The sequence below is a fragment of the Catellatospora sp. IY07-71 genome (assembly GCF_018326265.1).
Lineage (GTDB): Bacteria > Actinomycetota > Actinomycetes > Mycobacteriales > Micromonosporaceae > Catellatospora.
Map to the genome: position 1 here is coordinate 1,324,924 of NZ_AP023360.1, position 22,356 is coordinate 1,347,279.

A 22,356-nucleotide genomic window follows, 5' to 3' on the forward strand; every position below is an offset into this window, starting at 1 on the left:
TGGAGGCCTCGGTGATGCTCTCGGCGAAAGTCAGCCTTCTGTGCGATAACAGCGGACATCATGCGCGTAGCCCCCACTCACTATGCATGGCTGGCGTAGTGACTTCCAAGAACCGCCGAACTAGCACTTCATGAGCTATTGAAAGTGATTCGACAAAGACCTTAGAGGAATCAGTATCGCGTTGCACTTCCAGCCGCAGCGTGGATGCAGACCCGTTGCCGTCGCTTTCCGCGGTATCCACACCAACAAGGATTGCGGTGTTGTCGTTGGACGGTGAGGCGCAGTAGTGGAAGCGCATGCCGGCATAATCCAGAGTTGGCTCGGCAAGGGTCGCTGTCGACTGAGCCCAACCTGACAAGATGCCAAAGCAGAGTTCTTCTGCCCTGATTCCTTCGATGTGGTTCTCATACTCAATCTCGACGTCATTTACCTGTATATCGACGCCCAGACTGGAGTTAATGAGTGCCTCGAACTGCCCAAACCTCGCAGCAAGTTCCGCGCTCAATGCACCGAACCCAGGATAGCTTGGGGCGTCAGAGTCGAAACTCCAAGTTACCCCGAACCGATCATGTTGAATCTCAATGGCGCGATTTCCATCAGCACTAATAAAGGTGCAGCGCGGCACCGGCCAAGGTGCCTCAGATGAAACGAACTCGACGTTAGCTCCCGTACGCGTGAGCGGCGACCTGGGCGCCACCTCACTGAGCTTCGGGTACTCAGGGGACCAGTCGACACGCAAAGGAGCAAGCGTGAGGGTTTGCATTGTCTGCAATGCGTCAAACTGTACCGTTAGAGCGACCTCACGCACAGGTGGCCTGTCGAAGCGGGGACCTGAAGACATCGAAGCTCCTGCCTAGCCTGCCAACGTTCCCATCATGCTAGCGACAATGTTCTAACGGCGCTTGCTTGCCGTGCCAAATCCGACAATACGTCAAGTACTTGATTCTGCGCGCTAGATCACCACCACGCGTCCGTGACGATCCCGACCGCCGGATCAGCGTCTGGCTCACGCTATCTAGCTCGGCCTGATGATGGAACTGCCGAATTTGGCTCTTCAGTATCAAGGGCCGCGCAAGCGCGGCCGCGCCCCCGCGTGCCCGCGCTGCGGCCTGGAGGCCGGTCGCGGGCACGCGGGCGCGCCAGCTTGCCAGGCAATCAGATATCCACGCCGTGCTTCTGCAGCCGCGACACGATCGCCGACTCCTTCCGGCCCATGTCGTTCGCGATCTCAGCGACCGTGTCGCCGGCTTCGAACCGCGTCAGCAGCTGCGCGTCCAGGTCGTCAGTCCACGGCGCATAGGCGTTGGGGTGCTCCCGGCGTTTCTCGGCCAGGTTGAAGCGCTTGCGGCGGCCGCCGTAGCTCTCGACCAGGGCGGCCAGCTCGGCGGTGAGGAGCCGAATGACCGTGGGCAGTTCATCGGGCGCCAGGGTGCCGCGTAGCTCGGTGAGGACCTGGCCGTCGGCGTCGCAGCTGACCATCGAGAAGTCAGCCCGTTGGTCGCCAGTCGGGGAGACATCCAGCTGGTAGGTGCGTCCGGCCGCGGTGACTTCGCGGTGTAGGAGCACGGTCGGTGGTTGTGCCTCGGCGGGGAGCCAGTCTGCGTCGTCCATGGGTCGAACGTATCGACAGACACTGACATCACGCGGAGACGGTTTGAAGACCTCGGGGCGCTGCCCCGAACCCCGGCCCTCCCTCGGTGATCGGTCGGTCGGTGGGCGGGATCTCCTCGGTCGGGCACCGAGACGGCTGCCCGAGAACCTCCGGGCGCGCAAGGCCAAGCCGCTACGCGGTCGCCTTCGGCGAGCCTTGCCCGCCCGGAGAACCTCGGGCAGGGGCAAGCCTGCCCGACCGAGGAGATCCCGCGGCGCCGTGCTCTGTGTAGAGGCTGCGCAGCAGCCTCAACACCTGACCCAGCTACGTCGTCTTGAAGGCGACCGAGCCCGCAACAGGAGACCAGCGATACTGGTCATCCTCGTCAGGGTTCTGTTGCAGGACGCCGGCGTGGACCAGCGCGCCGAGGGCTTCGTGTAGGCCGTTGCCGAGATCGTTGTCCGTCCAGAAGACGTACTTCACCTGAGCAAATGTCGCGTCAGTGAAGAGTCCAAGGGTTCGACCCAGCGCATAGGCAGCCTGGTCCGACCAGGTCCAGTCGGCGAGAGCGTCAGCGAGCACCCCTGCATGCTGCACGGCGTCCTCCTGCCGTGCCCGATCCGTGCCCGTAGTTGAGGGAAGTGGCGGGGAATGCAGGTCTCCACGAGTACCACAGTCAGTAGGCATGAGCAGCTCGGCAGCAGGCCAGTTCGTGTCGGCTGCCCCAGGGGCTCGCGCTTCCCAAGCTGACAGTGCGGGTTCGATTCCCGTCACCCGCTCCACGGAATGAAGCCTGGTAGGACGCCAGTCCGAACCAGGCTTCTTGCTTCTCGGCGATCCCCGTTCCGTCCTGAGCAGGCATGCAGAGAGCCCGGTAGCAGGTCTACCGGGCTCTGCGCGCGGAGTGATCAGCCCACGTACCAGACCGAGTAGCCGCTGAGCACACTGCCGGTGCTGTCCTCGACGCCGTCCAGCACCAGCCGATACGACAGGTTGTCGGGAAGGACCGCCCTGGCGGGCGGGCGCCCCGGCCCGGGACGCTGGGCCTCGGTGACCAGACGGATGGTGATGGTGCGGGTCGCCGGGTCGTAACTGACCGGCAGCGCCAGCACGGCGCCGGTCGAACCGCGGACCAACCGCACGGTTCCGCCGTTCACCGAGGCCGGGTCCAGCTCACGCTGCATCGTGAGGACGAGTTCGCCGCGGCCGAGCCTTCCTCGTGCCGGCACGCTGGTGTCCTTCACCCACACCTGCGGGCCCCGGCCGGGTCGCGCGCCGTAAGCGCTGTACCCGAACCAGATGCCTTTATGTGCCTCCGCGGCGGTCGCGAGGTCCGCCCGGCCGTCGCCGTCCAGATCACCGGCGGCGAAACCGTTGGCGTGGGGGTACACCGGCAGGCTCACGTGGGCCCCCCGGGCGGGTTCGAGATACCCCTCGGCGTGCTGCCGGAAGGTGGACAGCGCTCCGAAGCCCCCGTGAGCCACGAACAGGTCCAGCCGCCCGTCCCCGTCCCAGTCGCCGGCCTCGATGCCGTCCGGTTCGTAGTACAGGTACTCGATCGAGCTGCGGACCATGGTGCCGCCGGACAGCTGGCGGAAGACGGCGAGCTGGCCCTGGTTCGACCGCAGCGTGGCCGCGATGTCCGCCCGGCCGTCACCGTTGAGGTCGGCGACCTCGATTCCGCGCGGAGTCCCGCCGTCGCTCACGTTGTGGCCGTAGAAGGTGGTGGTCCAGCCGCCCGCACCCGCCAGGTGCACCGCGACGCCGTTGACGGCAGGTGACGCGACATCGTTGCGGCCGTCGCCGTCGAGGTCGCCGATCTCGACCTCGTGCCAGGTGGTGCCCGTCGCGACAGTGGACTTGGCGAACGTTCCGCCTGCGCCCTGGGTCAGCAGGAACACGCCCTGGGCCGAGTACACCAGGTCGGTGTCGCCGTCACCGTCCATGTCACCCGCGGCCAGGTAGCGCGCGCCTTCGGTGCCGGGCAGCAGCACGCCGGGCTGGAGCAGACCGCTCTCGTCCTGGAGCAACACCTCGACGCCGACCGCGACGGCGAGGGCGACGTCGTTGCGGCCGTCGCCGTTCGCGTCGAGTACGGCGATCGCTGCCTTCTCGTCGTACTGGATGCGGGTCTCGTACTGCCTCGCCGCCGCCATGGTGCCGTCGGCGGCCTGCGCGAAGACGAACAGCTTGCGTCCGGTTCCCTGGGAGTCGTGGCCACTCGTGAGCAGTGCGTCCGGCCGCCCGTCTCCCGTGACGTCGCCGATCGCGGTCGTCTCACCCGAGACGGCGACGTCGCCATAGGCACCCTCGCCGAAGGCCGGGAAGTCCCAGTAGCCGGCGTTGCCCACGCTCTTCCTCAGCGTGTAGGCCCGCTCATCCGGGGCGCCGTTGAAGTTGCGGACCTTGACGTAGTACGTGCCGGGGTACAGCGGCTGGCTGAGCTGCTCGACCGCGTTCACGCCCTGCGTGCTGTCGACCTCCTGGATGAGGCGCAGCTCGGCGTCGTACAGGGCCAGCACGGGATCGAAGTTCTGCGCCCGGCGGCCGTCATGAGCGGGCGGGGTGAGCGTGAGCGCGACCCGGGACTCCCTGCCCTTCACCTCGAACCGGTACCAGTCGACGTCGCCTTCGATCGCGGAGCTGCCGGTGATGCTCTGGAACTCCTCGGCGGAGAGCGGCACAGCGGTGGCCCGCGCGGGCACGTCGTCCGGCTCGTTCGCGCCGGCCGGCTTCATGGCGAAGTCGGTGGTCGCGGCGCCGCCGAGGGCGCGGTACGCGTCGACCACGCCGTAGCCGTAGTAGGGGTCGATGCCGCGCGGGCCCGCGTCGCGCGCGGTCGACTTCAGCCGCTCGATCACCTGCGCCGGGGTCAGGCTGGGGTACTTGGCCCGCACGAGCGCCGCGACACCGGCGACCAGCGGGGACGAGTACGACGTGCCCGCACCGATGCCGTAGGCGAACGACGGGCCGTACTCGGTGGTCCGGGAGTGGGTGGAGATGATGTCGAAGCCCGGCGCGGCGAGGTCGACGTGGTCGCCCCACGAGCTGAAGTCGGTGAGGGCGGCGGCGTGGTCGGTCGCCCCGACCGTCAGCACCTCGGGGTACATCGCCGGGTAGTGCGGCGAGTCGTCGCCTGTGTTGCCCGCGGCGACCACCACGAGCACGCCCTTGCCGACGGCGTACTTGACGGCCTCGTGCAGCACCGGGGTCTGCCCGGCCCCGCCCAGCGACATGTTCACGATCTTCGCGCCGTGGTCGACGGCCCAGATCACGCCCTCGGCGATGTCGGAGTCGTAGGCGTACTCACCGCTGAACACCATGATCGGCATGATCCGGCCGTTGTACGCCGCACCCGCCACGCCGTAGGTGTTGCCGGTGTTCGCGGCGGCGATGCCCGCCACCATCGTGCCGTGGCCGTCGTAGTCGGCGGTCTGGTTGTTGTCCGCCACCGAGTTGTAACCGGCGACCAGCTTCCCGGCCAGGTCGGGGTGACCGCCGTCCACACCGGTGTCGACGATGGCGATGGTGACGCCGGTGGCGGCGGACTGCACGTCCCACGCCTGCGGCAGCCGGATCGTGGCCAGGTACTTCTGGTACTGCGCGTAGTAGTAGTCGTTGGGCACCTTCGACTTGGTGCGCCGGTAGTCCAGCGACACCTCCGCGACGGCGGCGTCATCACGTAGTGCCGCCACCGCCTTCGCGGCCGGTCCACTGGTCGTGATCTTCACGTAACCGGTGGTGGAGGTGTCGGTGGAGACCTTGCCGCCGACCCGGCCCGCGACCCGGCCGCGCGCCGACGCCGACGTGCCGGCCTTGAACCTGACCAGAACGGTGTGCGGCTCGTGCTGCGGCTCGGCGGTCCTGCCCTTGCCGCCCGGCTCGGCCAGACGGCGGACGCCGTCCACGGTGGCGGCCGCTGACCGGTCCGCGCGGCCGATGCTCGCCGCGACGGCCTGTGCGGCGGTCGGCTCGGTGCGGCGGCTGTCGGCTTCGGCGGACGGCTGCGGGCCGGCGCTGGACGGCGCCGCCGCGAGCAGAATCGCCAGACCGAGGACAGCCGTCATCGTTCGACGGACGTTCAAAGGGGTCCTCCCCGTGCGGTGCGCAAGATCGCGCGGGCGCATCGTCCCAGGTACGGCAAGGCTCGGACAACCGGCCGGGAGGTCACTTCATTGATCAGCCGGTCAGCCGACGGACCGGCGAATCCTGCGGACGGACCATTCTCCGGCTTGACCGATCTTGTTACGGTGTGCGGGCGCTCGGGTCGGTCTGGTGGCCGTCGTCGCGACGAGACCCGGCTCGCCGGCCGATACGGCGGTCAGCCGATTCACGGGTCGTGACAAGTGCCGTACCGCATCTCGTATCGAAGCTTCTCGGCCACCTGACCGCCACCGAGGCCGCGGCCGTGACTCGGCCGTGGGTGAACACCTCCGACAAGGGAGAAGTCTGTGTCAAACGGGGACACGCCTCGTCGGCCCAAGGGACGTCGGCTGGCCGGTGCGCTGGCCGGTCTCGTGCTGGGCGGTGCCGCGTTCGTAATGCCCTCGGGCGTCGCCAGCGCGTCGCCTGAGGGCCCGCCGCCGCTTCCGGCCAACGCCGGGAACATCGCCCTCACGCCCGACAAGATCCCGGCCGGGGCGGTGCGTGCCACGGGCCCCATGCCCGAGCCGGGATCCTCCGGGTCGGCCTTCAGCGGCCGGGCCACCCTCAAGCCGGGCGATTCGCGGATCATCGGCGGCGAGCTGGTCGCTCCGTCCGCGCACCCTGGTGTGGTGGCCGTCTTGTCGTACTTCGTGGCCTGGGACGACCACGCCGACGAGTACGCCTGGTTCATCAGCACCTGCACCGGCACCGTGCTCAGCCCGACGAAGGTGCTGACCGCGGCCCAGTGCTCGGTGGACCTGCCGTTCGGGACCACGTTCGTGATCGCGGGCCTCGCCGACGTCCGGGAGGGCTCCACCGACGGCCAGGTCGCCCGGGTCGCCAGCACCTGGACCCACCAGGGCTACAACCACGCCGAGCAGGAGAAGGCGTGGGAGACGTCGGCCCAGGGCAACCCCTATCCGCATGACAACGTCACGGTGCTCACCCTGAAGGATGCGCTGGACAGCGCCTATACGCCGGTCACGCTGCCGGCGCAGGGCGCCGACATCCCACCCGCGGGCACCGAGGCGACGATCGTCGGTTACGGGGTCAACGACGGCGTCAACAACACGGGCGCCGGCCTGCTGCGGGCGACCACGGTGCCGATCGTCGCCGACAGCACCTGCTCGGCGGCGTACAACTTCGCGAAGTTCAACGCCTACAGCATGCTCTGTGCGGGCCTGCCCTACTCAGAGGGCTCATGCCACGGGGACTCCGGCGGCCCGCTGTTCGTGGACGGTGTCCAGTACGGCATCATCTCCACCCGGTACAAGGGCTACTGCCCCGCGGACCACGGCATCTACATGCGGGTGCCCACCTACCACGACCTGATCACCGAGGACATGGCCCGCAGCGGGCTGGTCAATCCGGATTGGACCGGTGACGGCCACAGCGACTTCATGGTCCGCTGCAAGACCTCGGGCACCTCGACCGATGTGTGCAGCAAGTCCGGCGAGGTCATCATGTTCGGCGGGTCCGGCCTGTACAAGGACGGCTACTACGGCTTCAACGCCGCGATGTCGCTGGGTTACGGCTGGAACACGTACACGAAGATCATGCGGGTCACCAGCTGGAACGGTGACGGCGAGCCGTCGATCATCGCGCGGGACGGCTACGGCGGGCTGTGGCAGTACAAACTGGACAGCAGTGGCGAGCTGCTGCCCCGCATCAAGATCGGTTCCGGCTGGAACATGTTCAACGACATCATGGTCACCAACAACTGGATGGGCGACGGCATGCCCAACCTGATGGGCCGCAAGCCCAACGGTGAACTGTGGATCTACACCAGTGACGGCGCGGGTGGCTGGAAGAACCCGTCCGGCACCCGGATCGGCACCGGCTGGGGCATGTTCAACACCATCCTCACCCCGGGCTCGTGGCAGGGCGACGGCTTCCAGACCCTGCTGGGCCGCAAGCCCGACGGCCGGCTGTACATGTACAACAGCAACGGCGCCGGCGGCTGGCAGAACCCGTCCGGCACGCAGATCGGCTCGGGCTGGCAGATGTTCACCACCTTCATGTCGCCCGGCGACTGGAACGGTGACAACATGGTCGATCTGGTGGGCGTGAAGTCGGACGGCACCGTCCGGCTCTACACCACCAACGGCAAGGCCGGCTGGATCAACGCCACCGGCGCGGTCATCGCCACCGGCTGGCAGATCTTCGACCGGGTCTTCTGACGCGGTAGGAGCACGCACGCAAACGGCCCCGCAGGCGACTGCGGGGCCGTTTCGCGCATCCTCGGCCGGTGACGGCGGCTACGACTCGGAGTCGGTGAAGCCGTACGGGATGTACCCGGCGTCGCGCAGGGTCTGCTCGTCCGCCTCGCCCTCGACCTCGCCGAGTTCCGCCGCCCGTACGGTTACGAAGCCGTCCGGCCGGGCCACCTCGCCGAGCAGTGCGGGCACCGTGATCCGGGCCCAGTCGACGGTCACCGTGGTCACGTCTTCGAGGTCGCCGATGAGGAACCGCTCGGACAGGCTGCCCTCGTCGGTCTCGTCGTCGGCCGTGAAGTCGTGCCCGAGCGGCTGCCCCGGCCCGGCGAACGTGATGTCCGGATACCCCTCGACGGCGATCGTCACGTACGGGTGCAGGTCGATCGACTCGGTGCGGATCCCGTGCTGGTAGACGTCGAGCGACAGCGTCGCGCCGTACCAGCACAGCAGGTAGAGGTTGAGGCCCTGCGCGAGCTCGGTGTCCAGGTCGGCCCTGATCTCGCCGAGGGTGCCGCGGATGTAGTGGGCGTCCTTGCGTGCCCCGCCGGGCAGGACCCCGAAGTGCAGGTCGTAGAAGCTCTTCCGTCGCACGGCGGACAGCCTAGCTCCGGCTCCGAAGCCGCGTGGAAACGGCGGAGCCCCGGTAGACAGCTACCGGGGCTCCGTCGATCATGCGGTTGATCAGCCGAGATACCACACCGTGTAGCCGGTGAGGGTGCCGCCCGCGGTGTCCTTGACGCCGTCGAGCACGAGGCGGAAGCCCGTGATGTCCGGCAGGACCGGAGCGGCGCCCGGGCGCGTGCCCGGCCGGTCCGCCTCACGCCAGAGCGTGACGGTGATGGTGCCGGTCGCCGCGTCGTAGCTGACCGGCAGCTCGACGGGACGGCCGGTGCGGCCGCTGACCAGCCGTACCGTCTGGCTGTTGACCGTCGCCGGGTCCAGCGGGCGCCGCATCGTCACGGTGAGCTTGGGCGTGCGCCCGAGCTTGCCGTACGGCTTGATGCTGGTGTTCCAGACCCACTCCCCGACGCCGCGCGGCGCCGCGCCGTTGACGTTGTAGCCGATCCAGATGCCGTTGTTGTAGTTGGCGGCGGTGGCGACGTCCGGGTAGCCGTCGCCGTTCAGGTCCCCGATCGAGATCGCGTTCTGGTGGGAGTGCTGCGCCACGTCTCCGCCGCCGGCCCGAGCCGCCTCCAGCGTGCCGTCGGCGCGCTGGCGGTACATGGACACCATGCCCCAGCCGCCGTGCGCCACGAACAGGTCGAGGCGCCCGTCCTTGTCCCAGTCGCCCGACTCGACGCCGTCCGGGCTGGTGTACGCGAACAGGTTCTGCGACGCCGACATGGTGCCGTCGGCCTGCTGCCGGAAGACGATCAGAAGCGTCTCGCCCGAGTCGATGGTGGCGGCGATGTCGGCCCGGCCGTCACCGCTGATGTCGGCGACCTCGACGGCGAACGGGGTGGATCCCCCACCGTAGGTGTACTTCGTCGTGGTCCAGCCTTCGGCGCCGGCCAGGTGCACCGCCACGCCGCCGGTGGCGGACGTCGCGACGTCGAGGCGGCCGTCGGAGTTCAGGTCGCCGACCTCCACCTCACGCGTCATCGTGTCCGCGGCGATCGCCGACTTGGTGAACGTGCCGCCCGCCGACGTGAGCTGGAAGACGCCCCCGGCGGAGTAGACCAGGTCGGCGTCGCCGTCCGCGTCCATGTCCGCCGCGGCGATGAACCGGGCGCCGTCGGTCTCGGGCACGAGCGCGCCCGCGGCCAGGGTGCCGTCCGCCTGCTGGAGGAAGACCTCCACGCCGACCCCGGCGCCGAGCGCGACGTCGTTGCGCCCGTCGCCGTTGAAGTCGCCGATGGCGATCGGGGTGTCGTTGGAGTACGGGATGTGCGTGTCGTACTTCCCGCTGGGCGACAGCGTGCCGTCGGCGTTCTGGGCGAACACGAACAGCTTGTAGTCGTTCTCGGGGTCGAAGTAGTACGACGTGGTGAGCAGGGCGTCCGGCCGGCCGTCACCGGTGACGTCGCCGATCGCGGTCGCCTCCGGGAACGTGTTGCCGGTGTCGAAGTAGACACCGTTGTTGAACGGCGGGAAGTCCCGGTATTCCGGCGTGGCCGTCGTCGCCCGCAGCTCGTAGAAGCCGGTGCCCGGCGCGCCGTTGTAGTTGCGGACCTTGACGTAGTACGTGCCGCGGCGCAGCGGCTGGGTGATGATCTCCGTCTGGTAGGTGTTCTCGGTGCTGTCCACCTCCTGGATCAGGCGGAGGTCGGCGTCGTAGAGCGCGAGCACACCGTCGAAGTTCTGCGCCTGGTTGCCGTTGTAGGGCGGCGGCGTGAGGGTGAACGTGACGCGGTAGTCGGCCGGCACGGCGTACTTGTACCAGTCGACGTCGCCCTCGATCCCGGTCGTGGCGGCCAGGGCGGTCGAGGGGATCACCTCGGCCTGCGCCGGCATGTCGTTGCCGTCGGCCCCCTGCATCGAGAAGTCGGAGGTGGCGGCCCCACCCAGGGCGCGGTACGCGTCGACCACACCGGAGCCGTAGTACGGGTCGATGCCGCGGGGTCCGGCGTCGCGCGAGGTCGACTTCAGCTTCTCGATGACCTGGGCCACGGTGAGCGTCGGGTACTTCGCGCGCACCAGTGCCGCGATACCGGCGACCAGCGGCGACGAGTACGACGTGCCCGCGCCGATGCCGTAGGTGAACGACGGGCCGTACTCGGTGGTCCGCGAGTGGGTGGAGATGATGTCGAAGCCGGGTGCGGCGATGTCGACGTGGTCGCCCCACGAGCTGAAGTCGGTCAGCCGGCCCGCGTGGTCGGTCGCGCCGACGGTGAGCACCTCGGGGTACATGGCCGGGTAGTGCGGGCCGTTGCCGCCGGTGTTGCCGGCGGCGGCGACCACGAGCACGCCCTTGCCCACGGCGTACTTGATGGCGTCGTGCAGCACCGGGGTCTGCCCACTGCCACCCAGCGACATGTTGACGATCTTCGCGCCGTGGTCGACGGCCCAGATCACGCCCTCGGCGATGTCGGAGTCGTAGGCGTACTGGCCGGTGAACACCATGATCGGCATGATCCGGCCGTTGTACGCCGCACCCGCCACACCCCACGAGTTGTTCGTGTTGGCGGCGGCGATGCCCGCCACCATCGTGCCGTGGCCGCGCGAGTCGGTGACGTTGCTGTTGTTGGCGACCGCGTTGTAACCGGCGACGGTCCGCCCGACGAGGTCCGGGTGGCCGGTGTCCACGCCGGTGTCCACGATCGCGATGACCACGCCCGTGGCCGAGGACTGCACGTCCCAGGCCTGCGGCAGCCGGATCGTGGACATGTAGGTCTTCTGGTAGACCGAGTAGTAGTAGTCGTTGGGCACCTTCGACTCGGTGCGCCGGTAGTCCAGCGACACCGCGGCGACCGTGGCGTCACCGCGCAGTGCCGCCGCCGCCTTCAGGGCCGGGCCGGTGGTCGTGATCTTCACGTAGCCGGCGGTGGACGCGTCGGTGGAGAGCTTGCCGCCGATCCGCCCGGCCACCCGGCCACGTGCGGAGGCGGACGTGCCCGCCTTGAACTTGACCAGGACGGTGTGCGGCGCGTACTCCGCTTCGGCAGCCTTGCCCTTGACCGGCGGAGCGGTCAGGCGGCGGACGCCGTCGCGGGTGGCGGCAGTGGTGGTGGTGGTGGGTTCACCCGGGCGGGCGGTGCCCGCCGCGACGGCCTGTGCGGCTGTCGGCTCGGTGCGGCGGCTGTCGGCTTCGGCGGACGGCTGCGGGCTGGCGCTGGACGGCGCCGCCGCGAGCAGAATCGCAAGACCGAGGACAGCCGTCATCGTTCGACGGACGTTCAAAGGGTCCTCCCCGTGAGGTGCGCAAGATCGCGCGGGCGCATCGTCCCAGGTATGGCAAGGCCGGGACAACCGGCCGGGTGGCCCGTTCACTGATCAGCCGGTCAGCCGACCACTCTTGCCGCGTAGGGTTGTCGATGTGGCCTGAGTCCGGCGCGATCGGCGACGCTCCGAACAGCACGGTTCCCGAGCAAAAGGCCTGCCCTCAGTCGAGGACGCAGTGCCAGGTGCCGGTCACCCCGGGCGGGTTGAGCCCGGCCGAGGCACCGACGGCGAAGGACGCGGCCAGCGCCACCGCGCCGAGCAGCACCCCCACCGCGAACGACCTGGTCCGGCTGGTACGCAACGTGGTCAGCGCGGCCGTGAACACCACGAACCACGGGAAGCCGCCGAAGATCCCGGCGTACAGGTACCAGTCCTCCACGCAGCGTCCGCCCTGATCACCGCTGGGCAGGACGAGCAGCATGGCCATCGGCGACGCGCCCACGACGGCGCCACACAGCCCCTTGAACCAGGTCAGCCCCCGCATCGACCGAGGCTACCGCCGCCGGACCGGCCGGTGGGGGCGCGCGGATCAGGCGCCGAGCACCTCGGACAGCGGTGCCGGGCGCAGGCCGCGCTCGGCGAGTCCCTTCAGGATGTGCGGCAGCGCCTCGTCGGTGAACCGGGCGTTCGCCTCGGTGACGTGCAGGATGACGACCGAGCCGGGTTTGACCTTGCTGAGCACGGCCTTGACGATCGGCCGCCAGTCGGTGGCGAACGGGTCACCGCTGACCACGTCGCCGTCGACCACGGTCAGGCCGAGCGGGGACAGGGCGCGCAGGGCGGCGCGATCGTGGCACAGCCCCGGGAAGCGGAAGTAGCGGGTCTGGCGTCCGCCGTACCCCTCGATGATCCGGAAGGTCTTGGCCACGTCCTCGGTCATGCCGGCCGCGGGGATGCGCGGCAGGTTGTAGCAGCTCGAGGTGAAGGCCTGGTGGCCGAAGGTGTGGTTGGCCAGCTCGAACCGCTGGTTGCCGGCGATCCGCCGGGTGAGTTCGGGATAACGCTGCACCCACTTGCCGGTGAGGAAGAAGGTCGCCGGGACCTTCCCCCGCTCCAGCATCTCGATGATGCGCACGTTGGCGTACGACTCGACCGTGCCGCTGCGGAGCCGGGCGAGCATGTCGTCGGTCATGTCGGCGTCGAAGGTGAGCGCGACCAGGTCGCCGGTGCGCGGCCCGTGGTTCACCACCGGCGGCAGCAGCCCCGCCTTGGTCTGGCCGGGCGGCCTGGGCCTGCCCGTCGGCGTCGCGACGGCACTCGGCGACGGTCCGGTGGAAGCGCTTGGCGAGGCCGCGGCTGCGGCCGCAGTCGCGGTGGCCGGGCCGCCGACGAACGCGGGCACGTCCGGCTCCGCGCCGCACGCCGTGACGGCGAGCAGCACGGCAGCGGCGGTGAGCAGCGCGGGAACGGCCTTGGGCAGACGCACCCGCTGATGATGCCAGCCGGACCGGCTTCCCGCGTCCCCCGCCATGAAGGAGCGGTCAGCGCATGAGTTTGGCGGCGATGGCCCGGCCCTGGTCGGTCCAGGGGGTGGGGCGGCCGGTGCGATCCATCTTGATCATGACGCGGCGGCCGTCGGCGAAGACGGTCGCGCCGTCCTCGGACAGGAAGCGGAAGCCGTAGACGGCACTGGAGCCACCCATGCTGTCCAGCCAGAACTGCACCTGGATCGGGCCCGTGCCGCGCACCGGCGCGTGATACGTGATCGCGAACTCGCGAACCGCGGCGATCATGTCGGGGCTGCTCGGCGCCCCGTCGTGGAAGTGGTAGCCGTGCTCGGCCCAGAACTCCGACATGGCCCGCTCCAGGATCAGCGCGTACCGGGCGTTGTGCATGATGCCGACGATGTCCAGGTCGTCGAGGTGGACGAGGGCCGGCCGCGTCGTGCCGACGGTGCTGTCCAGGGTCGCGGTGCTCATCTCGGGCCTTTCATTCGTGCGGCAACAGGCCGGGGTCGGTGGCGAGGCCGCGCAGCCGGGCCAGCACGGCCTGGCGCGCGTCGTCGGCGCTGCGCGCCAGCAGGCTCGAATGCAGCAGCGCGGCGACGCCCGCGGCGTCGATCTCGAACGCCAGTCGCCGCGGCATCACGTCGGCGGGCAGCTCGCCCAGCTCGACGGCCTCGGTGACCAGCCGCTCCAGCAGCGTGATCCACTCGCCGAGCACGACGGCGAGCCGGTCCGGCACCGCACCGGCGCGGCCGGTGGACTCGAACTCGGCGCTGGCGAAGAAGCAGCCGCCGGGCAGCACCCGGTCGGCGTAGAAGGCCAGGCGCGACTCGTGCAGCGCGAACAGGCGGCGGATGCCGCGGGGGTGCTCCAGGGCGGGCCCCACCACGCGGCGGGCCCACTGCTCGCGGGCGTGCTCGATGGCGGCGAGCTGCAGCTCCTCTTTGGAGGACCAGTGCGCGAACAGCCCGGACTTGCTCACGTGCAGGCGGTCGGCGAGCTGGCCCAGCGACAGACCGTCCAGCCCGGCCCGGCTGGCCAGCGCCACGGCCTCGTCGAGCACGGCGGCGCGCGTGCGCTCGCCGCGCGCCAGCCGCCCGTCGGTCCCGGTCATAGCCGTACTCTACAAATAACGACCGACCGGTCGTAAATCTTTGTGAGCGGGTTCACCCGACCACGAGGTTGAGCCGGCGGCTGCCCGCCGCGACGCTGACCCGCTGGCCCCAGGCCAGCACGAGGTGGTCGGTCTCCACCCCGTCGGCGAACACCACCAGCCGCTCGCTCTCGCTGGTCAGCGTAATCCGCTCTCCGGCGCGCACCCGGCCCGCGGTCAGCCGCGCCCCCGTCGCGGGCGAGGGCCAGGCCTCGCGTACGAACCAGCACAGCTCGTCGGCGTCGGGGCCGGGCAGGACGCCCGTCAGGTCCCGGCTCAGCGCGATGGAGGCGCACCAGCCCGTGGCGCCGGTGCCGGTGCCCACGAGCAGCCCGGAGGAAGACTGCCGCTCCTGCTCGCCCTGCGGCGTGGTGAGCACGTAGCGGGCGGACTGGTGCGTCTGGTGCCCGACGTAGATCTCGTTGAGCCCGGCGAGCTGCTGCCCGTCGTCGAGGGTGGCCACGGCCATCGCCCGCTGCTGCGTCGCCGCCCGGCCGGCGAGCACCGCGGGCAGCAGCCCGCCCAGCGCGCGGGCGTCGAAGCGGGCCAGCACGCCGGGGTTGCGGCCCGGCTCCGGGTTCACGCCGACCACCGGCTGCCCGGCCAGGTACTTGGCCACGTTCGCGACCAGGCCGTCCTGGCCGACGGTCACCACGATGTCCTCCGGCGCGAACAGGAAGCGGGACAGGTCGTCGCGGTGCACCCGCCCGCGCCGCCAGTCCGCCGGCAGGGCGGCGCCGACCGTGGCCAGCGCCGCCTCCTGCGCGGCGTGCCGCTCCTCCACCTCGGTGATCTCCCTCCCCCGTTCCTTCAGGAAGTACGCCGCGGCGGCGCGGGTGCCGTGGCGGCCCAGCAGCTCGTCGAGCTCACTGCGCCGGGACACCACGACCACCCGGGGTGCGAGCGTCGCCATCACTCCTCCTCGCCGCGCCCGCCGTCGCGACGCGCTCCGGGCCGCCGGCTCATCAGCGGTCCGCGCTGCCCGCGCCGAAGCGCGCCAGCAGGCCGGTGAGCACGTCGGGCGTGACGGTCAGCTGGCCGATCTCGGGCAGCTGACCGGCCAGCTCGCGCAGCGCCAGGCCCTGCAGCACCTCGGCGGGCAGGTCGCGGTAGGCCGCGAGCTTGGCCGCCTCGGCCTCGCCCTGCGCGACGCCGAGCGCCCGGACACCGGCCGCCTTGGCCTCGGCCAGCGCGCGCTCCTTCTCCGCCTCGGCCGCGGTGAGCAGCCGGTCGCGCTCGGCCCGGCCCTGCGCGTCGGCGAGCTGCGCCGCGGCGTCCAGCTCGGCCTTGCGGCGGGCGTTGGCGCCGTGCTGCTCGACGAGCTGCTGCTCGCGGCGGGCCAGCTCGATCTTGTTCTTCAGCTCGTTCTCCGCGATGCCGCGCTCCTGCTCGACGGCCTGGGCGCGGCGGGCGAAGGTGGCCCGGTCCGCCTCGACCTGCACCGCCTCGCGGGTCGGCGTCTGCAGCGCGCGCTCCAGCTCGGGCTCCGGCCGGATCGCCACCACGCGGGCGCTGACCACCTGCACACCGAGATCGGACAGGCGCGCCTCGCTGCCCAGCGCCGCCGAGACCGCCTCGCGCACCGCGGCCACCTCGGTCAGCGCCTCGGCCAGCGGGAGCCGGCTGAGCAGGTCGAGCGCGGGCTGCTGGGCCAGCTCGGCGAGCAGCGTGGCGATCTGGTCCAGCGGGCGGCCGCGGGCCGTGCCCTGGTAGGGGTCGATCGAGAAGTCGAGGCGGCTGACCGCGACGGCCGGCTCGGCCACCCGGTAGGTCACCGTGGCCTGCACGGTGACGTCGGTGAAGTCGCTGGTCCGGGCGTGGAACAGCAGCGGCAGCTCGCGGTCGTCGACCGGCACCTCGCTCAGCACCGCGGTCAGCGGCCGGTACCAGAACGCCAGCCCCACGCCGGAGCGCTTGGCCCGGCCGCGGACGCTGTGGCTCACCCAGCTGGTGGGGGTGCTGCGCAGGTGCCGCAGGAAGAGGCGCCTGGATACGTCGGCCATGGTGGATCGTTCTCCTTCGGAAGTCCCCGGGTCCCTTTTTCGTCACCATGACGATAAGCGTCGTGCTACATTCTCGTCAAGGTGGTGATAAATCAGATGGCCGACTATCCGGAGTTCTCCGTCGCGACGGATCTGGTGGTGCTGACCGTCCGCGGCGCCGCGCTGCAGGTGCTGCTGGTCCGCCGCGGCATCGAGCCGTTCCGCGGCGCGTGGGCGCTGCCGGGCGGCTTCGTGCTGGCCGGCGAGGACCTCGACACGGCGGCCGTGCGCGAGCTGCGCGAGGAGACCGGGCTGACCGCGCCCGGCGGGCATCTGGAGCAGCTCGCGACCTACGGCGAGCCGGGGCGCGACCCGCGCGGCCGGGTGGTGACAGTGGCCTACCTGGCACTGCTGCCGGACCTGCCCACCCCGGTGGCGGGCAGCGACGCGGCCAGCGCGGACTGGGTCACCCTGCCCGCCGGGGAGCTGGCCTTCGACCACGCCCGCATCCTGGCCGACGGGGTGGAGCGGGCGCGGGCGAAGCTGGAATACACCCCGCTGGCGACGGCGTTCTGCCCGCCCGAGTTCACCATCAGCGAACTGCGCGAGGTGTACGAGACGGTGTGGGGGGCCAGACTCGACCCGCGCAACTTCCACCGCAAGGTGACCTCGACGCCCGGTTTCGTGGAGCCGGTGGGGCGCAGCGTCGCGGCGGAGCGGGGGCGCCCGGCGCAGCTGTTCCGCCGGGGCCCCGCCCGCCTGCTCCACCCGCCGATGCTCCGGCCGGCCTCCTGACGAGGCGCTAGGCCGGGCGGCCGTAGCTGTGGATGTTGCCGTCGTCCATCTTGCGCATCCGGATGGGCAGCCCCGAGCGTGAGGCGTGCACGATCCAGCCGTTGCCCGCGTACATGCCGACGTGGTGCAGGTCGCTGTAATAGAAGACCAGGTCGCCGGGTCTCAGCTCGGACCGGCTGACCGACTTCACCTCGGCCCGCTGCGCCTTGGCGTTGTGCGGCAGCGACACACCCGCCGCACGCCACGCGGCCATGGTGAGCCCGGAGCAGTCGAAGTTGTCCGGGCCGGCGGCGCCCCAGACGTAGATCTTGCCGATCTGCTTGCAGGCGTACTTGACCGCCTGCGCGCCGGCGCCGCCCGGATACGACGTCGGGCAGGGCACCGGGGCCAGCTCACCGATGCCGGACTGGCTGCCGTACGCGTCGAGCCGCAGCTTGTTCAGCTTCTTGATCTCGGCTTCGATCGCCTTGGCGCGCGCGGCCTGCTCGGCCTCGGTCTTCGTCAGCTGCGCCACCAGCTCGTCGAGCGGCCTCTTCACCTCATCCAAGGCGGACTTCGCGGCGAGCACGTCGGCGATGCGGGACTTCTTGTCGTGCGCCAGCTGGTCGAGCACCAGCAGGCGTTCGGCCATCGCGCCCGCGTCACCGCTGCTCAGGAAGGCGTTGGCCTGGGCCAGCGCGCCGCCGCGATAGAGCTGGTCGGCCAGCACGCCGATGCGGGTGCGGGTGACGAGGACCTGCTGCTCCAAGGGCGCGAGCTGCGCGTTGAGCTCGTCGGCCTTCTTCTTCTGCTTGGTCAGCTTGATCTTCGTGGCGTTGTGCTCCTCGATGACCGGCTCGAGCTTGTTCCACTGCGCGTCGATCTGCTTCTCGATCTCGGCGGGGGTGGGGTTCGCGTGCGCGGGGGCCGCGGGCGCGAGCAGGGCGAGGGTCACGGCGGCCGCCGTCAGCAGGCCGCGGCGTATTCGTGGTGCGCTGGGGAGCCCTTCCAGGGGCCGATTATGGCTGTCCACGAGGATTCACGTTAGGCAGCACCGTCACAAGAACGCAAACCAGCTCGATGTCCTCGCGTGTCAACTGCGGGTTCATCCGATGTCGACGAAGACGTCGTCGAGGGTCCCGTGGAACTGGTCGTTGTTCACGGCCACGCCCTTGCCGCCGATGCGCAGCGGGGCGTCGTTGGTGATGTCCAGCTCGGCAGGAATCGTGATCTCCGCCTCGGCCGCGCCGTCAACCTCGATACGCAGCCGGTCACCCTCGCGTACGCAGGCGATCCGGTGCCACTGCCCGTCGGCCACCGTGCGCTTGGCCTTCACCACGTGGATGCCGTTGACCCCGGCCACCGGCCCGGCCACCACGCAGCTCGGCAGCCCCTTGGCCCCGTCGACCTGCAACTTGAACTGGCTGCCGGTCTGCGAGTAGCCCTTCTGCACCACATTGGAGCCATCGCTGGTCTCCTCGGCGGTCATCAGCACCGCCGCGCCCCAGTGCAGCCTGCCCGTACCGGGGTTGAGCGAGGCGCCCGCGCTCGACTCCAGGATCGCGCGCGGGCACTGCTTGGGGTCGGCCTCCTGGCACCGCGCCGGGAAGTGCACCGCCCAGCCGCCGTCCCGCGGCACCAGGCGGACCTCGCCGCCGGTCGACCGCTCCTCGCGCACCGCCGTCTGCTCGCCGCCGGCGACCCGGGCCACGGTCAGCCCGTCACTGAAGTCGAGCAGCACCCCGTGCGCGCCGACCGCGCGCGACGGTGCCGCGCTCGGGCTGGGCGGGGCCGCGGAGGACGGCGCCGAGGACGGTGCCGCCGCGTCCGGGACCGGCCCGTCCTGCCGCAGGACCAGCACCACGACCACCGCCGCGACCGCGACCAGGCCGAACGCCGCCGCTATCCACCATCTGCCTCGCATTCGCTCATCTTTACCAGATGTCGTGAGCAGACCGTGTCACCGCTTCGGACAGCGCGTTTGTCGGTAAAGCGGCTCATCCTATTGAAGATAAGTTTCAATTTCGAAACCAGTCACGTCAACTATTGACTACCCGACCGGCCGAAGGCAGGGTGACCGCATCGGACACTCGAAGGGAGCCGAAAGTGTCACCCCGAATCCCCCTGCGCCGCCTGGCGGTGCTCACCGCGGCGGGCGTGGGCCTGGCCGCCGGCCTGGTGCCGGTCGCCGCCCAGGCCGAGCCGCCACCGTCCCGCCAGGCCGACTACCAGGCCGCCGCCGAGGAGTACGGCGTACCCGTCGCGGTGCTGCTCGGCGTGTCCTACCTGGAGTCCCGCTGGGACGCCAACGCCGGGACGCCCAGCACCTCCGGCGGTTACGGCCCGATGCACCTTACCGATGCCACCTACGTGGCCGCGCAGCCCACCGCCGTTCCGGAGAACGTCGAGCCGGCCGTGCCCGAGGACGCCCGCGGTGACGACAGCCGCCCCAAGGCCGCCGGGCACCCGACGGACGCCCCGCCGCCCGCCGAGGCGGCGCTGCACACCCTGCCGGCTGCCGCGGCGCTGACCGGGCTGAGCGCCGAGGCGCTGCGCACCGACCCCGTCGCCAACATCCGGGGCGGCGCCGCGCTGCTGGCGTCGTACCAGCAGCAGCTGGACGGCCCGCGCGGCGCCGACAGCGACCCGAACGCCTGGTACGCCGCGGTGGCCCGCTACTCCGGCGCCGACAACGAGCAGGCCGCCGCCGCGTTCGCCGACGAGGTCTACGCGACGCTGCGCGACGGTGCCAGCCGCACCACCGACGAGGGCCACCCGCTCGCCCTGCCCGGCCGCGGCGTCAACCCGGTCAAGGAGTGGCTGTCCCGGCTCGGCCTGCCCCGGCTGGAGCGGCCGGACGGCATCGAGTGCCCGATCGACATCTCCTGCGAATCGCTGCCCGCGCCCTACCAGGCGTTCGGCGACGGCGACTACGGCAACCACGACCTGGGCAACCGGCCGCAGTCGCAGCGCATCGAGTACATCGTCATCCACGACACCGAGGGAAGCTGGGCCACCACCCTGCGGCTCATCTCCGACCCGACGTACGTGAGCTGGCACTACACCCTGCGCTCGGTCGACGGGCACATCGCCCAGCACGTGAAGTCGAAGAACGTCGCCTGGCACGCGGGCAACTGGTTCGTCAACGCCAAGGCGATCGGCCTGGAGCACGAGGGCTTCGCCGCGCACGGCGGCTGGTACACCGAGGCGCTCTACCGCACCTCCGCGAAGCTGGTGCGGCACCTGGCGCTGCGGCTCGGCATCCCGCTGGACCGCAACCACATCATCGGCCACGACAACGTGCCCGGCACCATCTCGTCGACGATCTCCGGCATGCACTGGGACCCGGGCCCGTACTGGGACTGGGCGCACTACTTCGAGCTGCTCAAGGCGCCGTTCCGGGGCCTGCCGGAGCCGCTGGCCGGGCACGCCGGGCTGGTCACGCTCAACCCCGACTACGCCACCAACAAGCCCGCCTTCACCGGCTGCACCGGCGCGGGGACCAACCCGTGCCCGGCCCGCTCCAGCTCCTCGGTGATCCTGCGTACCGCGCCGAACCTCACCGCGCCGCTGGTGCGCGACCCGGGCCGGTGCGGCACCAAGGCCAGCACCATGACGGTCAGCGACCACTGCGCGCGGGGCTCCGCCGGGCAGACCTTCGCCGTCGCCGAGCGCACCGCCGAGTGGACCGCGATCTGGTACCTCGGCCAGAAGGCCTGGTTCCGCAACGCCGACGCCGGCCCGCTGTGGAACACCGGCTTCCTGGTCGAGCCGAAACCGGGCCTGGCGAGCATCCCGGTGTTCGGGCGGGCCTACCCGGAGGCGGCGGCATACCCGGCGGGCGTGCCCGTGCAGGCGGTCAGCGCGTACACGCAGTACACGATCGCGGCGGGCCAGCGCTACGCGGCCGGTCCGGTGCTGACGAGCGAGTACTACCGGGCCAGCACGTTCGACTGGTCGTCGCCCGGCGACGGCACCGTCATCCGCGGCGACACGCAGTACGTGCAGATCCAGTTCGGCCACCGCATCGGGTACGTGAAGCGCGACGACGTGGTGATCCGCCCGGCCGTCGTCTACTGACCCACCGCAACGGAGAAGGGCTCCCCGCGATCCGCGGAGAGCCCTTCTTTCACGCTCGTCGTCAGCTCGGGCGTACGTACCCGGCGACCGGCATGTACTTGATGTACGCCATGCGGACCACGTCGCCGGTGTGCGGCGCGTGCACCATGACCCGCTCGCCGCCCACGGTGCCGACGTAGATGCCGACATGGTGCAGGTCGCTGAAGAAGAAGACCAGGTCACCGACCCTGGCGTTGGCCGCGCTGACCCGGGTGCCCTCGCCCCACTGGTCCTTGGTGTAGTGCGACAGGCTCACCCCGGCCTGCTTCCACGCCTGCTGGGTGAGGCCGGAGCAGTCGAAGGTGTTCGGGCCCGCGCTGCCCCACACGTACTTCTTGCTGATCTGCTTGCAGGCCCAAGCCGCGGCGATCTGGCCCTTGCCGCTGCCCATCTGCGCCGGGCAGGCACTGCCGATCTTCAGCGAGCCGCCGGGGGCGCCCGAGCCGTAGGCCCGCGTGCGCAGCTTCTGCAGCTCCGTCATCTGCGCCTCGATGACCTTCTTCTTGGCCGCCATGTCGGCGTCCTTGGCCTTCTGCTCGGCGATCGCGGCGTCCAGCGCCGACTTCTCGACGTCGTACTTCGCCTTGGCCTCGGTCGTCGCGGCGATCTGCTGCTGCTTGTCGTGGGCCAGGTACTCCAGGATCATCAGCTGGTCGGCGAACTGCTTCGGCGAGCCGCCGGACAGCATCGCGTTCACCTGGGCGCTGCGGCCGCCCTTGTAGTACTCGGCGGCGATGACGCCGACGCGGGTGCGGGTGACCTCGACGGTGAGCCGCAGCGGCGACAGCTTCTGCTCGATCGCCGTCGCCTTCTTCTGCAGCTTCTTCAGGTCGCTGTGGACCTTGTTGTACTCCTCGATCAGCGGTTCGAGCTTCTCCCAGGTCTTGCTGATCTCAGCTTCGATCTCGGCGATCGTGTCCGGCTCGGCATGCGCGGGCAGCGCCGGCGCGAGGCCGACGAGCAGCGCGGCGACCAGCACGAGCACGCGGGTGAGCGAACGCGACGCGGTACGGAGGGGGGACACCGGAGCTCCTTTTCCGCCTACCGC

General features: G+C 70.4%; 18 protein-coding genes. 3 read left to right on the plus strand and 15 right to left on the minus strand.

Annotated elements, in window-relative coordinates:
* Nucleotides 1–58: 58 nt before the first annotated feature.
* The 4 genes from CS0771_RS06070 to CS0771_RS06085 all read right to left on the minus strand — a co-directional run bounded on the left by CS0771_RS06070 (nucleotide 59) and on the right by CS0771_RS06085 (nucleotide 5,658).
* Complete coding sequence (locus CS0771_RS06070) at nucleotides 59–841, minus strand: TIGR04255 family protein (protein ID WP_212840144.1); 783 nt, start codon at nucleotides 839–841, stop codon at nucleotides 59–61.
* Nucleotides 842–1,155: 314 nt separating this feature from the next.
* Complete coding sequence (locus CS0771_RS06075) at nucleotides 1,156–1,611, minus strand: hypothetical protein (RefSeq protein ID WP_212840145.1); 456 nt, start codon at nucleotides 1,609–1,611, stop codon at nucleotides 1,156–1,158.
* Nucleotides 1,612–1,915: 304 nt separating this feature from the next.
* Nucleotides 1,916–2,173 (minus strand): hypothetical protein, encoded by a 258-nt coding sequence (locus CS0771_RS06080; RefSeq protein WP_212840146.1) that lies wholly within the window; start codon nucleotides 2,171–2,173, stop codon nucleotides 1,916–1,918.
* A 326-nt stretch (nucleotides 2,174–2,499) separates the two neighbouring features.
* Nucleotides 2,500–5,658: a S8 family serine peptidase gene (locus tag CS0771_RS06085; protein ID WP_212840147.1), complete on the minus strand. Its 3,159-nt coding sequence runs from the start codon at nucleotides 5,656–5,658 to the stop codon at nucleotides 2,500–2,502.
* A gap of 384 nt (nucleotides 5,659–6,042) precedes the next feature.
* On the opposite strand from CS0771_RS06085, the gene CS0771_RS06090 reads away from it, so the two are divergent.
* Nucleotides 6,043–7,917 (plus strand): trypsin-like serine protease, encoded by a 1,875-nt coding sequence (locus CS0771_RS06090; RefSeq protein WP_244870632.1) that lies wholly within the window; start codon nucleotides 6,043–6,045, stop codon nucleotides 7,915–7,917.
* 78 nt (nucleotides 7,918–7,995) lie between these two features.
* Here CS0771_RS06090 and CS0771_RS06095 read toward each other — a convergent pair whose 3' ends face one another.
* The 8 genes from CS0771_RS06095 to CS0771_RS06130 all read right to left on the minus strand — a co-directional run bounded on the left by CS0771_RS06095 (nucleotide 7,996) and on the right by CS0771_RS06130 (nucleotide 16,436).
* Nucleotides 7,996–8,544 (minus strand): hypothetical protein, encoded by a 549-nt coding sequence (locus CS0771_RS06095; protein WP_212840148.1) that lies wholly within the window; start codon nucleotides 8,542–8,544, stop codon nucleotides 7,996–7,998.
* 90 nt (nucleotides 8,545–8,634) lie between these two features.
* A complete protein-coding gene (locus CS0771_RS06100) occupies nucleotides 8,635–11,775 on the minus strand; it encodes a S8 family serine peptidase (RefSeq protein WP_212840149.1) in 3,141 nt (1,046 codons plus the stop codon).
* Nucleotides 11,776–11,995: 220 nt separating this feature from the next.
* Nucleotides 11,996–12,319, minus strand: a complete 324-nt coding sequence (locus CS0771_RS06105) for a hypothetical protein (RefSeq protein ID WP_212840150.1) — start codon at nucleotides 12,317–12,319, stop codon at nucleotides 11,996–11,998.
* A gap of 45 nt (nucleotides 12,320–12,364) precedes the next feature.
* Nucleotides 12,365–13,261, minus strand: a complete 897-nt coding sequence (locus tag CS0771_RS06110) for a polysaccharide deacetylase family protein (RefSeq protein WP_244870633.1) — start codon at nucleotides 13,259–13,261, stop codon at nucleotides 12,365–12,367.
* A gap of 55 nt (nucleotides 13,262–13,316) precedes the next feature.
* The gene (locus CS0771_RS06115) at nucleotides 13,317–13,754 is read right to left on the minus strand and encodes a thioesterase family protein (protein WP_212840152.1); all 438 of its coding nucleotides are present in this window, start codon (nucleotides 13,752–13,754) and stop codon (nucleotides 13,317–13,319) included.
* Nucleotides 13,755–13,764: 10 nt separating this feature from the next.
* Nucleotides 13,765–14,394 carry a TetR/AcrR family transcriptional regulator gene (locus CS0771_RS06120; RefSeq protein WP_212840153.1) on the minus strand — a complete coding sequence of 210 codons (630 nt, stop codon included), beginning with the start codon at nucleotides 14,392–14,394 and terminating at the stop codon, nucleotides 13,765–13,767.
* 52 nt (nucleotides 14,395–14,446) lie between these two features.
* Nucleotides 14,447–15,346 carry an NAD(+)/NADH kinase gene (locus CS0771_RS06125; protein WP_212840154.1) on the minus strand — a complete coding sequence of 300 codons (900 nt, stop codon included), beginning with the start codon at nucleotides 15,344–15,346 and terminating at the stop codon, nucleotides 14,447–14,449.
* Nucleotides 15,347–15,398: 52 nt separating this feature from the next.
* Nucleotides 15,399–16,436 (minus strand): SPFH domain-containing protein, encoded by a 1,038-nt coding sequence (locus CS0771_RS06130; protein ID WP_212840155.1) that lies wholly within the window; start codon nucleotides 16,434–16,436, stop codon nucleotides 15,399–15,401.
* A gap of 96 nt (nucleotides 16,437–16,532) precedes the next feature.
* Here CS0771_RS06130 and CS0771_RS06135 point away from each other — a divergent pair, with 96 nt between their 5' ends.
* Nucleotides 16,533–17,210: an NUDIX domain-containing protein gene (locus tag CS0771_RS06135; protein WP_212840156.1), complete on the plus strand. Its 678-nt coding sequence runs from the start codon at nucleotides 16,533–16,535 to the stop codon at nucleotides 17,208–17,210.
* Nucleotides 17,211–17,217: 7 nt separating this feature from the next.
* Here the strand turns inward: CS0771_RS06135 and CS0771_RS06140 are convergent, their stop codons facing one another.
* The gene (locus CS0771_RS06140) at nucleotides 17,218–18,222 is read right to left on the minus strand and encodes an NlpC/P60 family protein (RefSeq protein ID WP_244870634.1); all 1,005 of its coding nucleotides are present in this window, start codon (nucleotides 18,220–18,222) and stop codon (nucleotides 17,218–17,220) included.
* 72 nt (nucleotides 18,223–18,294) lie between these two features.
* Nucleotides 18,295–19,113 carry a laminin G domain-containing protein gene (locus CS0771_RS06145; RefSeq protein ID WP_212840157.1) on the minus strand — a complete coding sequence of 273 codons (819 nt, stop codon included), beginning with the start codon at nucleotides 19,111–19,113 and terminating at the stop codon, nucleotides 18,295–18,297.
* A 182-nt stretch (nucleotides 19,114–19,295) separates the two neighbouring features.
* On the opposite strand from CS0771_RS06145, the gene CS0771_RS06150 reads away from it, so the two are divergent.
* Nucleotides 19,296–21,269 (plus strand): peptidoglycan recognition family protein, encoded by a 1,974-nt coding sequence (locus CS0771_RS06150; RefSeq protein ID WP_212840158.1) that lies wholly within the window; start codon nucleotides 19,296–19,298, stop codon nucleotides 21,267–21,269.
* 61 nt (nucleotides 21,270–21,330) lie between these two features.
* On the opposite strand, the gene CS0771_RS06155 is transcribed toward CS0771_RS06150, so the two are convergent.
* Entirely contained in the window at nucleotides 21,331–22,332 is a 1,002-nt protein-coding gene (locus CS0771_RS06155) for a C40 family peptidase (protein ID WP_212840159.1), read from the minus strand.
* Nucleotides 22,333–22,356 lie beyond the last annotated feature (24 nt).